General features: G+C 37.8%; 12 protein-coding genes and 1 pseudogene. 2 read left to right on the forward strand and 11 right to left on the reverse strand.

The features are described 5' to 3' along the window. Positions 1-9: 9 nt before the first annotated feature. The 6 genes from KFO35_RS10795 to KFO35_RS10820 all read right to left on the reverse strand — a co-directional run bounded on the left by KFO35_RS10795 (position 10) and on the right by KFO35_RS10820 (position 5,752). Entirely contained in the window at positions 10-240 is a 231-nt protein-coding gene (locus KFO35_RS10795) for a YkuJ family protein (RefSeq protein WP_002287607.1), read from the reverse strand. Between the two features lie 85 nt (positions 241-325). After that, on the reverse strand, positions 326-1,213 hold the full coding sequence (locus KFO35_RS10800; RefSeq protein WP_156272311.1) for an NAD(P)-dependent oxidoreductase: 888 nt from the start codon (positions 1,211-1,213) through the stop codon (positions 326-328). An 88-nt stretch (positions 1,214-1,301) separates the two neighbouring features. Next, on the reverse strand, positions 1,302-2,525 hold the full coding sequence (locus KFO35_RS10805) for a glycosyltransferase family 4 protein (RefSeq protein WP_024635878.1): 1,224 nt from the start codon (positions 2,523-2,525) through the stop codon (positions 1,302-1,304). A gap of 16 nt (positions 2,526-2,541) precedes the next feature. Continuing rightward, positions 2,542-3,588 (reverse strand): LTA glycolipid anchor biosynthesis glycosyltransferase, IagA/BgsA family, encoded by a 1,047-nt coding sequence (locus tag KFO35_RS10810; RefSeq protein WP_002315289.1) that lies wholly within the window; start codon positions 3,586-3,588, stop codon positions 2,542-2,544. A 170-nt stretch (positions 3,589-3,758) separates the two neighbouring features. Then, positions 3,759-5,486: a phosphoenolpyruvate--protein phosphotransferase gene (gene ptsP, locus KFO35_RS10815; protein ID WP_002315290.1), complete on the reverse strand. Its 1,728-nt coding sequence runs from the start codon at positions 5,484-5,486 to the stop codon at positions 3,759-3,761. After that, on the reverse strand, positions 5,486-5,752 hold the full coding sequence (locus tag KFO35_RS10820; RefSeq protein WP_002287602.1) for a phosphocarrier protein HPr: 267 nt from the start codon (positions 5,750-5,752) through the stop codon (positions 5,486-5,488). Before KFO35_RS10820 ends, ptsP begins: the two co-directional genes overlap by 1 nt. Positions 5,753-6,228: 476 nt before the next feature. Here KFO35_RS10820 and KFO35_RS10825 point away from each other — a divergent pair, with 476 nt between their 5' ends. Both KFO35_RS10825 and KFO35_RS10830 read left to right on the forward strand, forming a co-directional pair. After that, on the forward strand, positions 6,229-8,463 hold the full coding sequence (locus tag KFO35_RS10825; RefSeq protein WP_002315291.1) for an ATP-dependent Clp protease ATP-binding subunit: 2,235 nt from the start codon (positions 6,229-6,231) through the stop codon (positions 8,461-8,463). A gap of 283 nt (positions 8,464-8,746) precedes the next feature. Then, complete coding sequence (locus KFO35_RS10830) at positions 8,747-9,067, forward strand: DUF1827 family protein (RefSeq protein ID WP_002315292.1); 321 nt, start codon at positions 8,747-8,749, stop codon at positions 9,065-9,067. Positions 9,068-9,107: 40 nt separating this feature from the next. Here the strand turns inward: KFO35_RS10830 and KFO35_RS10835 are convergent, their stop codons facing one another. The 5 genes and pseudogenes from KFO35_RS10835 to KFO35_RS10855 all read right to left on the reverse strand — a co-directional run. Next, a complete protein-coding gene (locus tag KFO35_RS10835) occupies positions 9,108-9,359 on the reverse strand; it encodes a hypothetical protein (protein WP_002315293.1) in 252 nt (83 codons plus the stop codon). Positions 9,360-9,649: 290 nt separating this feature from the next. Further along, a complete protein-coding gene (locus KFO35_RS10840; protein ID WP_002343012.1) occupies positions 9,650-11,230 on the reverse strand; it encodes a peptide chain release factor 3 in 1,581 nt (526 codons plus the stop codon). Positions 11,231-11,626: 396 nt separating this feature from the next. Then, the gene (locus KFO35_RS10845; protein WP_002315296.1) at positions 11,627-13,003 is read right to left on the reverse strand and encodes a hemolysin family protein; all 1,377 of its coding nucleotides are present in this window, start codon (positions 13,001-13,003) and stop codon (positions 11,627-11,629) included. Positions 13,004-13,130: 127 nt separating this feature from the next. Beyond that, positions 13,131-14,249: an AI-2E family transporter gene (locus KFO35_RS10850; RefSeq protein WP_002315297.1), complete on the reverse strand. Its 1,119-nt coding sequence runs from the start codon at positions 14,247-14,249 to the stop codon at positions 13,131-13,133. An 81-nt stretch (positions 14,250-14,330) separates the two neighbouring features. Beyond that, positions 14,331-14,469, reverse strand: a pseudogene (locus KFO35_RS10855) (IS30 family transposase); the annotation flags it as partial.

The raw sequence follows: 14,469 nt of genomic DNA on the forward strand, positions 1-14,469 counted from the left end.
TCCTAAAATTTATTGGATTAAGTCATAGATTTCCATCGCTACGATATCGATATTATCGAATTCGTATTGCTGATGAGTATCTGTTTCAGTTAATTCAAACGTATCGGTCGCTTTATCATAAGTTACTGTACACTTTTCTACGCCTTCTTTTTCAAAACGGCGAACTTGCAGTTCATTATCTGCTGACTCGACCATAGCCTCCAGTCGTTTTATGATTGCGACTAATTGTGAATGTGTCATCGGAGGTCCTCCTTTTCTTATTTCTGTTATATTGTATCAAAAGCATAGCCTACTTGCATTGATTTTCTCTAAAAAAACTCGTTTTTTATGATTTTTTTTCTGGTATTTTCCCTTCAGGCCACCAAAGTTTGATCAACGCTTGTGTTCCGTCATTCTCAAAACCTTTATCTGCCAACTCTTCATATAGTTTCAATGCTTGGATGGTTGCTGGCAATACAAGGTTCATTTTTTCTGCTTCTTCTAATGCAATCTTTAAATCTTTGATAAAATGTTTGACAAAAAAACCAGGCGTGTAGTCTTCTTTCAAGATACGTGGGGAATAATTACTTAAAGACCAGTTAGCTGCACTTCCTCCCGAAAGTGTCTCAATCACTTTTTCTAAATCGAGACCGTTTTTTTGTGCATAGACAAGCATTTCCGTCATTCCTGTCATCGTGCCTGCGATCATGATTTGATTGGCCATTTTCGTATGCTGACCTTTCCCAGCAGAGCCATGCAATGTAAATGTCGTACCAAATTCCTTGAATAAAGGAAGTACTTGATCATAGACCGATTCTTCTCCACCTACCATGATTGTCAGTGTGCCATTCTTTGCTCCTAAGTCACCGCCTGACACCGGTGCATCTAACGCATCTGCACCTTTTTCTTTTGCTGTTTTTGCAATTTTTTCTGCCAGAGTTGGTGTACTTGTAGTCAAATCAACTAAAATACGTCCTGAGACATCTGCAGAAAAAATCTCCGATTCTCCATAGTAGATTTCTTCTACATCTTTAGGATAACCTACCATTGTGAACAGAATATTGCTTTGTTCTGCTACAGCCTTTGGTGTATCCGCCCAGACAGCTCCTTCTGTTACTAAAGGATCAGCTTTTGCTTTTGTCCGATTATAAACAGCGACTTCGTGACCTGCTTCTAGTAGATGGCGTACAACAGCACTTCCCATAACGCCTGTTCCGATAAAACCTAGTTTCATTCTTTCGACCTCCTAAAAATCAAAAATCCTTGCTTCTATGCTAGTATACGCTAGAAACAAGGATTTTTTTATAAAAAATGTTTGAATTTTATCTTTTAAATGAATTTAATTTGATTTTGATTCGTTCAATCGAATCTTCTTCTTCTTTTCTTCGCATCTCTTCTTCATGGTAAACAACCATATCTTGATAAAATTCGATCATGGCTTCGCCGAAATGAGTAGACGAAATGTCATAAAGTTTGGCTTCTAAAACCTTCGAATCTCTAGGGACTTCACTGGAAATATAATCAATAAGTGCGGGTGCAAAGTCTTCATCGGTTTCAAAAGTTTTCCCTAATGAAGGATGATCGAACAATCGGTTCAAATAAGCATTTCCTTCTACGACACAAGGCGTGCCGGCTGCCATCGCTTCGGTATAAGTAAGCCCTTGTGTCTCTGAAGTAGAAGCACTGACAAAATAATCTGCCGCTTTATAATAAAGGGCTACATCATTATTGTCCACTTCTCCTGTGAACTGCACAAATTCTTCTAACTGCAGTTCGGAAATCAATTCCTCTAACTCTTCTACATAAGGACCTTTTCCTACAATAACTAATCTGGCATTAGGGTAAGCCGAGATAACCTGAGGAAATCCGTTAACCAATGCTTGGATATTTTTCTCATAAGAAATCCTGCTTAAAGAAAGAATCATCAGATGATTTTCCTGAAGTCCTAACGACTCCCTTAACTTGTTGATATCCTCCTGAGTGATATCAGAACGTTTGAACTTCTCAATGTCGATACCAGTAGGAATCACACGAAGCGGTGCTACTACACCATAGCTACGTAATGTATCAATAACACGTTCACTTGGACAGACTACACCTGTCGTATGATTGGCAAATAATCTGGATAAGTATTTTACATGGGATTGCCTGATCACTTTTCCTTTACCGATATAATGAAGGTAATCTTCATACATCGTATGGTAAGTATGGATCAGGGGTAATTTCAACTTCTTAGCTACCATCTTCCCGAGTATTCCTGCTCCGAATTCTGTATGGGTATGGATCAGATCTAATTCTAGTTCTTTGGCAACCAAATAAGCATACCACATGCCTCTAACAACAACTCTTCGATCCTTGAAAGAAATAAACGGTACACTTGGCATTCGAATCACATCTTTTTCCAACTTGTCCGCATTCGGATCGGTTGTCGTAAAGATATAGACTTCATGCCCATGTTTTTCTAATTCTTGTTTTAATGTTTTGATCGATGTAGCCACTCCGCTGACTTGCGGAAAGTAGGTATCGGTAAAAAAGCCGATTTTCATGTTTTTCGCCTCCAAACTAGTCCTTTGTCTGATGTACTTTTTTTAATTTGCTAGAGACTTTTTCATTCAGCACACTTTCATATACGTTTTTTAGTTCTTCACCGATTTTATTGATACTTCGTTCTTTTGCTGTTTGATAACCGGCTTGTGTCAAACTCGGTAGCTCTTCATTGGTAATCTGTTGAATCAGTTGGATAAACGCTTCGTTTGTCTTCCCCATATAGCAGTTCTTGCTATCTTCTAACCAGCCATTATACACTGGAATATCTCGAACAAGTACATTTTGCTTGCTTGCTAAAGCTTCTAAAACAACGATTCCTTCCGTCTCTTCATAAGAAGGAAAAAAGAATAGATCTGCACCTGAATATGCTCCTTCGATGATTTCCCCTCGTATATATCCAGGAAACAGAACATTCTCAGGATGGTCTTCTTTTACAATTTTTCGAATGTTTCGAGGAATCGAGTACATCGGAACATGACCAAACCAAATGAATGTATAGTCGGGCATCTTCTTAGCAATTTCTACGAAATCAATGATTCCTTTACGTTCGAAAAACAAACCGACACAAATGATTACTTTTTGATCCGGAGATAGTTTGAAATACTCTCTGAACTTTTGTTCTTTCATTGGATCAGGGCGATATTTCTCTAGGTCGATCCCATTGGAAATAGCTTGAATCGGTACACGGATACCATAGCTTTCCAACAACTGTTTTGAATAAGGTGTTGGCGTGATCAAATAGTCCGCTTTTTGGTACAATCCAACCAAATATTTTTTTACAATAGGAGAAAGCTGGTTCGATCCGATAAAGGAATTTCGGAAGTCTTCCTCTGTTGAATGCGCATGATAGACAACTTTTTTACCTTCTCTTCTGGCTTTATTGACCATATTATGACTATTGATTCCGTATGTATTGATGTGCAGGATGTCATAATCATCTTTGTCGTCTAGTGTATAAGAGATACCGACTTCCGTCAGAGCACGTTTTTGATGATCAAGCGCACGCCCGATGCCAGATTTTGCAAGCATCTTTTCACTTTCAAAATATAATAATACCTTCACCTTACGTCCCCCTTCATTTATATAGTATAACATAGCCTCCAAACTGTCACTCAAACTTAAGCCCTATTTTTGTCTAATCTTGCTGACAAAAACGTTTTCTTAAAAAAGAACAGAAAACAAAAAAGCTGGCGTAGCTCTTTTACAAGCTACACCAGTTTTTGATACGTTGTTTATTTTACATATTCATGAACAAGTTCAACGACTTCTTCCATCGTATCGCATTCTTTCAATGCACGATCAGCAAGTTCAGCCATTTTCGCTGTGTCCAAGCGTTTCATTAAACTACGTGTTTTAAGAATAGATGTCGCGCTCATTGAGAACTCATCTAGACCCATACCTACTAGCAACGGAACAGCGGTTTGATCTCCAGCCATTTCTCCACACATACCTGCCCATTTTCCTTCAGCGTGTGCTGCATCAATTACATTTTTGATTAAACGTAAGATTGATGGGTTATATGGTTGGTACAAGTAAGAAACGCGTTCATTCATACGGTCTGCTGCCATTGTGTATTGAATCAAATCGTTCGTACCTACGGAGAAGAAATCCACTTCTTTTGCAAACTTGTCTGCTAAGACTGCTGCTGCTGGAATCTCAATCATGATGCCGACTTGGATTGTATCAGATACTTCCTTGCCTTCACTGATCAATTTTTGTTTTTCTTCTTCAAAGATCGCTTTTGCTGCGCGGAATTCTTTGAGCGTAGCTACCATAGGGAACATGATACGTAAGTTACCATGAACAGATGCACGAAGTAATGCACGCATTTGTGTGCGGAACATTTCGTCACCTTGTTCAGATAAACTGATACGTAATGCACGATATCCTAAGAATGGATTCATTTCATGAGGTAATTGCAGATATGGTAGTTCTTTATCCCCGCCGATGTCCATTGTACGAACAACAACTGGTTTTCCTTCCATACCTTCTAATACAGCTTTGTAAGCTTCGTATTGGTCATCTTCTGTTGGGAAGTCCGGAGAATCCATATATAGGAATTCAGTACGGTACAGACCAACTGCTTCTCCACCATTGTTATGAACACCAACTAGATCTTTTGGTGTTCCGATGTTTGCAGCTAATTCAAAATGCTTGCCGTCAGCTGTGACAGTTGCTGCATTTTTTAGTTTTTCCCATTCTGCTTTTTGTGCTGCGTAATCCGCACCTGCTTTTTCAAATTCAGCTTTTTGTTCCTCTGTAGGATCGATGATCACATCGCCTTCGATCCCGTTAACAGCCAACATATCGCCTTCTTTGACTTTAGCAGTGATTTCTTTTGTCCCAACAATCGCTGGGATTTCTAAAGAACGTGCCATGATAGCAGAATGTGAAGTACGTCCACCAATATCTGTTACAAACGCTTTTACAAAATTGCGATCTAATTGTGCTGTATCACTTGGAGTCAAGTCATGTGCAACAACGACCACTTCTTCGTTGATCATTGATGGATTTGGTAAAGTAACGCCTAATAAGTGCGCTAAAATACGTTTAGCAACGTCACGAATATCTGCAGCACGCTCTTGCATGTAAGCATTGTCTTCCATTGCTTCGAACATACCGATATACATATCCGTTACTTCTTTTAGCGCTGATTCAGCATTTACGCTGTTGTCTTTAATGTTTTGCTTGATTTGACCTACCATTTCTGGATCTGAAAGAACCATCAAATGGGCATCAAATACTTGCGCTTCTGCTTCACCTAAGCTTTGCGCTGCTTTTTCACGAATTTGCTGCAATTCTTCAGTAGATTTAGCTAATGCAGCATCCAAACGAGCTTCTTCAGCCGCAGTATCTTCTACTGTTGCCTTACTGAATGTTAAATCCGGTTGAACTAGCAGGTAAGCTTTTGCAACGGCTACACCGTCACTAGCGGCAATCCCTTTTAGCATTTCAACCATTATTCAGATAAGCCTTCTTTCTTCATTGTTTCAACGATTGCTGCCATTGCGTCAGCTTCGTCAGCACCTTCTGCAGTGATAGTAACATCAGAACCTTGACCTACACCTAAAGACATAACGCCCATGATTGATTTCAAGTTTACTGATTTACCTTTATACTCTAAGTTTACATCAGAGTTAAATTTGCTTGCTGTTTGTACTAATAATGTAGCTGGACGTGCGTGGATCCCAGTTTCTGCTACTACGTGAAATTCTTTCTTTTCCATATTAATCGGTCTCCTTTAAGTGAGTGTTGTTTTTATGTGAGGGTTTTCTTTTTTAGTAATTCAGAGAATCCTAACAAGTGTCACCCTTTCATCTGTAAAGATTAACATTTTTTTTCGTTAGATACAACAGTTTTCATTCAATTTCAGATAAAAGTATTCAAATTATTCCGGATTCTTTTTCATCCTTTTCTTCACATTTTATAACAAACGTGTTTATTTTCTTTTTCTTGTCGCTATCTCTTCTCCTGACGTTCATCATTCTTTCCTTTGACCTTCTTTGTTTTTATATGAAACGAATTACTTGCTTCCCTTTCGATTTTTAGTATAATAAGAATCAAAGGTCAGGAATGGTCAATAGGCATTTTACCTTTACTACCTCATAAATCCCTAAAAAATAGGGGTTATTCTTTTACCTCATGAAAAACGAGATGTAAAATATGGATGTACCCATTTTTGTGAAAGGACGTGAATGATTCATGCTTTGTCAAAACTGCGGCAAGAATGAGGCAACGATTCACTTGTATGCCACTGTCAATGGTCAGCGGACACAACTTGATTATTGTCAGAGCTGTTATCAAAAAATCAAAAATCAGCAAAATGGAGGTCTAACTAGTATGGCCCAAAACGACCCATTTGGATTTGGCAGTTTGGACGATCTTTTCCGTTCCATGTCTCGCCAAATGCAACAGCAAGGAAACTATGAGCAAACACCGCCAACACAATTTGGTGGAAACAACAACTTCAATGGTGGACAACCACCTCAAGGAAATACGGAAGGTTTACTAGGAGAATACGGAATCAACATCACTGAACAAGCTCGACAAGGGGATATCGACCCTGTGATCGGTCGTGATGATGAAATCAAACGTGTCATCGAAATTTTAAATCGCCGAACTAAGAACAACCCTGTCTTGATTGGTGAACCTGGTGTTGGTAAAACAGCAGTTGTTGAAGGGTTAGCACAAAAAATCGTAGATGGCGATGTCCCACAAAAATTAATGGACAAAGAAGTCATTCGTTTAGATGTCGTATCCTTAGTCCAAGGTACTGGTATACGAGGTCAATTTGAAGAACGTATGCAAAAATTGATTGAAGAAATTCGTCAAGCAGAAAATGTGATCCTATTTATAGATGAAGTGCATGAAATCGTCGGCGCTGGTTCCGCAGGCGACGGAAACATGGATGCTGGTAATATTTTAAAACCTGCTTTAGCTCGAGGAGAATTGCAGATGGTTGGTGCTACTACCTTAAACGAGTACCGCATCATCGAAAAAGATGCTGCCTTAGAGCGTCGTATGCAACCGGTACGAGTAGATGAACCAACTGTCGAAGAAACGATCAGTATCTTGAAAGGACTGCAAAAACGTTATGAAGACTATCATCATGTAAAATATACTGATGAAGCCATCGAAGCAGCCGCAACTTTATCCAATCGTTACGTCCAAGATCGCTTCTTGCCGGATAAAGCCATCGATTTGCTAGATGAAACAGGTTCTAAGAAAAATTTAACGATCCAAATCGTTGATCCTAAAACGATTGAGAAAAAACTGCAAGAAGCGGAAGAACAAAAAGTTCTTGCTTCTCGAGAAGAAGATTTCGAAAAAGCGGCTTATTACCGTGACCAGATCAACAAACTTCAAAAAATGAAAGAACGCCAGCTCACTGAAGAAGAAACACCTGTCATCACCGAAAAAGATATGGAAAAAATCGTTGAACAACGAACAGGTATTCCAGTGGGTGAATTAAAAGAAAAAGAACAGACACAATTGAAAAACTTAGCAGATGACTTGAAGGCTCATGTCATTGGTCAAGATAACGCTGTAGACCGTGTAGCGAAAGCGATTCGCCGAAACCGTGTTGGATTGAACAAACAGAATCGTCCAATTGGCTCCTTCTTATTTGTCGGACCAACCGGTGTAGGTAAAACAGAACTTGCCAAACAGCTTGCCTATGAATTATTCGGTTCACAAGATTCAATGATTCGTTTCGATATGTCTGAATATATGGAAAAACACAGTGTCTCTAAATTGATTGGTTCTCCTCCAGGTTATGTTGGATACGAAGAAGCTGGTCAATTAACAGAAAAAGTTCGGAGAAATCCTTACAGTCTTGTCTTATTAGATGAAGTTGAAAAAGCTCATCCAGATGTTTTGCACATGTTCTTGCAAATCTTAGATGATGGCCGATTGACGGACGCACAAGGAAGAACCGTCAGCTTTAAAGATACGATCATCATTATGACAAGTAATGCCGGTACTGGTAAAGTAGAAGCAAATGTTGGCTTTGGTGCGGCACGTGAAGGTGTTACTCGTTCGGTATTAAATCAATTGAATAATTACTTTACACCAGAGTTTCTAAATCGTTTTGACGGAATCATCGAATTCAGTGCTTTGTCAAAAGAAAACTTGATGACCATCGTTACACTGATGCTAGACGATGTCAATCAAATGCTGGCAGCACAGCAACTTCATATCGAAGTTCCTACGAATGTCAAAGAAAAATTAGTTGACTTAGGTTATGATCCATCCATGGGTGCTCGTCCCCTTCGACGAACAATCCAAGAACAAATCGAAGATGGCATCGCTGAATTTTACCTTGACCACCCTTCTATTCACGAGCTGAAAGCAAAATTGGATAAGGATGGAAAAATCATCGTGACTTCTAAACCAGAACGTTTAGCAAAAGAATCAACCGAAGAAACGGCTGAGTAAACCTAGTATGTATATAGAGGCTGGGACAGAAGCGTTTAACTCCAAGAAATAAGAAGGAATTCACGAAAATTGCTTTTCAAATTTTTGTGAATTTCAGCTTATTTCAGAAGGAGTTGCTTCTGCTTCCGCCGTTTATACGTGTTTAGAGCGTGAGACAAAAGTGTTATTTACTTTTGTCCCACGCTCTCTTTTTTCAGAAAAGTCAAAATACTGTTCATTTTATAAAAAAGAAATTATAATAAGAGAAACAAGCAATTAAAAATACATAAAAGAGGTGAGCGCCATGAAATTGGTAAATGTAACAAACAGCCATTCCCGTCTTGTATTGAACCAGCTTGAAAACACTGATGCCCATCTGGTCAAAGTCTACACAGCCGGAAATACCACTATTGTCTACACTGAAGCCCCTGAACATAATGAAATTTTGTTAATCAATGATAAACGTAAAATCCAGCCGAAAGAAATCGAAGAAGCTAAAAATTATTTCTTGGATAAAATCAAAGATGCTGTTTACCACGAGGATGAAATCAAAGTAATCGAATTGGCCGGGCTTGTTGAAATCTCTATTCCAAAACACGAATTAGGCGCGACGTTAGCCGTTTAATCAACTTTTTGAACATAATTAAAGAAGCAAATGAGACGATTCACGCCTCATTTGTTTCTTTTGCTTTCTGGCTCTTTATTTTTTTACGCTTCTTTTGTGTCTTTCTCTTTTCATTTTTTGATCTACTCGTATCTTTATTTTTTACTTTTTCTTCTTTCTGGATGATTGATCGCACTTCTTGTGCAATCTGCTCGTTTTTGTCCCAGTCTTTTACATCCAACAATCGACATAATCGTAACATTTCTGCTTTTTTCTGTTTTTTTCTTTGACGCCTTTGCCATTCTGTTTCCATTTCACAAATCCTCCTCTCTTTAATAGTATGTACGCAAAGTAATTTTTATATTTTTTTAGATTAGATATTTTTTATAGTTTTAAACGATAAAAAGAACCGTAACGGAAAATCCGTCACGGCTATCAACAAAGTATAAGAATGTATTTTCAAAATTTTTATTTGCACTTGAAACTGAGTGGCAGACTCATGGTTTCTTGGTAAACGGTATTCAACCAAATCCAAAACAGGAGAAGCTGTTTTTGTTTGGCTTTCCTTATTACTTGATGCAACGCAATTTTTTTACAACCTCTTTACATCAAACTTTTTAATTTTACATTAGGATATTTATCCGCAAACCACCGTTCTGCGAATTGGTTTTCAAATAAGAACAACGGCTGATCAAAACGATCACGCGCTAAGATATTACGGCTTGAACTCATCTTCTCATCCAAATCTTCCGGATCAATCCAGCGAGCAATTTTGTGCCCCATCGGAGACATGATGACTTCTGCATTGTACTCATTTAACATACGATATTGGAATACTTCGAATTGCAGCTGACCAACAGCCCCAATGATATATTCTTCCGTTAGATATGTTTTATAAAGCTGAATCGCTCCTTCTTGAACCAATTGATAGATTCCTTTATGGAAGGATTTTTGTTTCATGACATTTTTAGCAGTCACTTTCATGAACAGCTCTGGAGTAAATGAAGGAAGTTCTTCATAAGCAACTTTTAGTTTGCCTTCGAACAATGTATCCCCAATCTGATAATTACCAGTATCATATACACCGATAATATCACCTGCTACTGCTTTTTCGACATTCTCTCTCGAATCTGCCATAAATTGCGTAACATTGCTTAATTTCAATTTTTTATTTGTACGTTCTAACCAGACATCCATTCCTCGCTCGAATGTTCCAGAACAGATTCGGACAAAAGCGATTCGGTCACGATGGGCTGGGTTCATATTTGCTTGTATCTTGAATACGAAACCTGAAAATTCTTCTTCATAAGGGCTTACCATCTGATCATCTTGTGTTTTATGCCCATAAGGAGCTGGTGCTAATTCAACGAAAGTTTCTAAAAAAGTCTGTACACCGAAATTAGTTAATGCAGAACCAAAAAATACTGGTGTCTGATCGCCACGAGCAATTTTTTCTTGATTAAATGCATCTCCAGCTTCTTTAAGTAGTTCTACTTCTTCTAAAACTTGTTCATATAAGGAATTTTCAGTTAAAGGATGATTATCAGGAAGCAGACCATCTTCATCCAATTCTACTAAACGTTCTCCTTGATAATTTTCCGGACGATAAAACTCTACACGATTATGGTAAATATCATAAAGACCTTCTAAACCTTTTCCCATACCAATTGGCCAATTCATCGGATAAGACTCGATATCTAACAACTCTTCTAATTCTTCTAACAGTTCTAATGGTTCGCGACCATCACGATCTAGTTTGTTGATAAAAGTAAAAATCGGGATGCCACGTTTTTTAACCACTTGAAACAATTTCTTTGTCTGTGCTTCGATCCCTTTGGCACTGTCGATTACCATGACCGCACTATCCACGGCCATCAAAGTACGGTAAGTATCTTCAGAAAAATCTTCATGTCCTGGCGTGTCCAAGATATTTACTCGTTTTCCTTGATAATCAAACTGCATAACAGAACTAGTGACAGATATTCCACGTTGTTTCTCGATTTCCATCCAGTCTGATTTGGCAAAATTACCTGTTTTCTTTCCTTTTACAGTTCCAGCTTGACGGATAGCTCCACCAAACAATAGTAATTGTTCTGTAATCGTTGTTTTCCCCGCATCCGGATGGGAAATGATCGCAAATGTTCTGCGATTGTCCACTTGCTGCTTTAATTCTGGATTATTCATAACCTAACTCCATTTCTTCCATTCAATTATTTATCTTTTTCTAGACAGATTGTCTGTTCTCTTAAGGAAAGACAATTTCATATAGGGCTGTGACAAAAGCCGTGTCGCCGTCCCTTTTTCCGAGTAAACGGTGTTTAAAAGCTTGCATCGGTAATAATCCCCACCAACCCAAAAACAGGAGAAGCTGTTTTTGCTTGGCTGTTATTATTACTTGATACAGGACAGCTTTTTTACAACCTCTGTTAACTACTACAACTGAATCAGTATAGCATGGATTCAGCGAATGAAAAAGCCACCAAATCATAAGAGTCAAATATTTTTGTCAGCTGACTAAAGAAAAGACATGTTGCTTGTTTATTCAAGCAACACGTCTTTCTTTTATAACCAAGTTTCCAATTATCTTCTTGGTTCGTCATCTTCGAATTCTTTTCTGAAGTATCTGCGTTCTTCTTCAGGTTCCGCTTCTGTTTCTTCCGGATCATGAAAAATGACACGGATTTTAAGGATTCGAGAACCTTCCATTTCTTCAGAAACCAGCGTAATATTATCGACATCAAACGATAACTTTTCTCCTTCATCCGGAATCATGCCTAATGCTGTAATCAAATAACCAGCCATCGTGTCTACATCACTCATATGCAAATCACTGTCAAAAGCTTCATTGAATTCATCAATCAGCATTCGTCCTTGGATAATATATTCGTGTTCATCGATTTTTTCATAAAGATTCTCAACTTCATCTGATTCATCATCGATTTCTCCGACGATTTCTTCTAAAAGATCTTCTAATGTTGCTAAACCAACGACACCGCCATATTCATCCAATAAAATAGCCATTTGATTCTGTGTCTTTTTCATTTCATATAATAGATCATCAATAAAGACCGTTTCAGGAACGAATAAAGGCTCCTGCATGATTTTTTTGATATCTAAATGATCAAAGCCAAATTTATGGGCTGCTTTTAGTAAATTCTTTGTATGAAGGATTCCAACTACCTTATCTTTGTCCTCATTATAGACAGGAATTCTTGAATAGTTTTCCGATAAAACTTCATTCACATTTTCTTCCACAGTGTCATTGATATCAATCATAAATGCATCCGTTCGTGGGACCATTACTTCTCGGGCAACTTTCGTATCAAGAGAAAAAACCCCTTGGAGCATTTCCAATTCTTCGTTGTTCAATACGCCTTCGTTTTCAAGCATATAACGCATTTCATCTCTGGTCATTTTTGAATCTTCATCATCAAAGGTCATCGGTGTGATACGTGCCAACAAACTTGTGGAAGCAGAAAGCAACCAGACAAAGGGCTTAGCTACTACGCCGATCAAGCGTATCAGCCCTGAAGTGAACTTTGCGACTTCTTCTGATTTATTTAAAGCAATACGTTTAGGGTACAATTCTCCAAAAACAATCGATACATAGGTCAAAATAGCCAGCACAATGATATTTGCAATATTTTTTGCTGCTGTACCGCCACCTAATACCGGAGCTAACCGTTCCGATAAAGTATTCGCTAGTGACGCACCAGACAAAATGTTGACCAAAGTGATTCCTACTTGGATTGTCGATAGGAAATTATTTGGATTCTGCAATATTTTTAAAAGCTTTTGAGATTTCACATCTCCTTCATCAGCTTTTTGCTCGATTCGATTCTTATTGATCGAAACAACAGCAATTTCGGAAGCTGCTAAAAAAGCATTGATCAATGTCAAAACGATCAATAATAAAATCTGCGCTAACAGCGACTGACTCTCAGGGTCAGCATTCATAATCGCATTCTCTCCTTATAAAATTAATTTTTAGTTTACGATAGAAAAAAACGTGGCACTATAGCCACGTTAAAATGGTATCACAAAGCAATTTTCTTTGCAATAAAAACAAGTGTACTAAAACTATCTACGAGGTCGTAGCAATTTTTTTCTTGTTTTCATTTTGTTTATCTTCCTTGATGATTTTGATTATATAGGAAATGATTGTCTTGCAGATTGCATAAAAAGGAACACCTAAGAAGATACCAAGCAATCCGGCAATGTTTCCTGCTACTAGAAGGACGATAATAATCGTTAATGGATGGATCTTCAGTGATTTCCCAATTACATTCGGATAAATGATGTTTCCATCTAACTGTTGGACGATTAGTACAACTAAACAACAAAGTAATGCTTTTATCGGATCGTTGAAGATCGTCACTAAAAATGCAGGTGCTAGCCCTAGATAAGGTCCTAAATATGGTATCAGGTTCGTCAATCCTGCAATGACCCCAAACAAGAAAGCATAATCTACACCGATGATCATATATCCTAAAAATGTAAAAGTGCCGACGAATAGACATTCAATTGCTTGTCCACTAATATAATTAGCTAATGTTTTATTCAGCTGTCCCAATAATTCCACAATTTGATTTCTTCTTTTCTCTGGGAAAAACTGTTGGATGTTTGGCACTAGTTTTTCGCCATCTTTCAACATATAGAACAAGATGAAGGGTGCCGTAATGATCACTACGGTTGCCGAAGCAATCGTTCCAACGATCGAACCTAAACTGTTGGAAACGCCACTAAGGAATTGTTGGATGATCGTCCCGTAAGAAATATCTAATTGTTCAAAATATTTATTGATATCAACTTCCTTGAACACAGGCAATTCGGCAACCTCTTTTAACCAATTTTCGACCTGTTTGATAAAATCAGGCATATTGGATGCCAATGAGGAAATTTGCTGTACTAGACTTGGAATGACACTGAGTAAAATCCAAATAATTGCTGCAACTAAAAGGAGCAGCACAATTGCGACAGCCCATATTCTTTTGATTTTTGCTTTCATCAGCAGCTTGACGATAGGATTCAGCAAATAGTAAAGAAAGCCTGCAATCAGTACGGGTGCAAATAACGTGGAAAAAAATGTCCCGATCGGTTCAAAAATAAAATTTATTTCTGATGAAATCATGATTAGTGCAGCTATGATCAATAATTCAAGCGACCAAAACATTAGTTTAGACTGTCTAAGTTTTTCAAACAATAGATTTCCTCCTTTCTTTCTTCCTAGTATATATTATATTCGCTAAAAATTCTTTTATTCTTTTTTTATTTTTCTTAATTGTCAAATTAAGTTAGACAGATCATCAATACTTACGTAACTCAAAAATACTTCCAAAGGTGTTCGATAATCCAGTGATTTTCTAGGAATATTATTTCGTTTAGATGCGACAGATTGAATAAAAAATTCATCTACTGAATTG

The organism is Enterococcus lactis, from assembly GCF_015751045.1.
Taxonomy (GTDB): domain Bacteria; phylum Bacillota; class Bacilli; order Lactobacillales; family Enterococcaceae; genus Enterococcus_B; species Enterococcus_B lactis.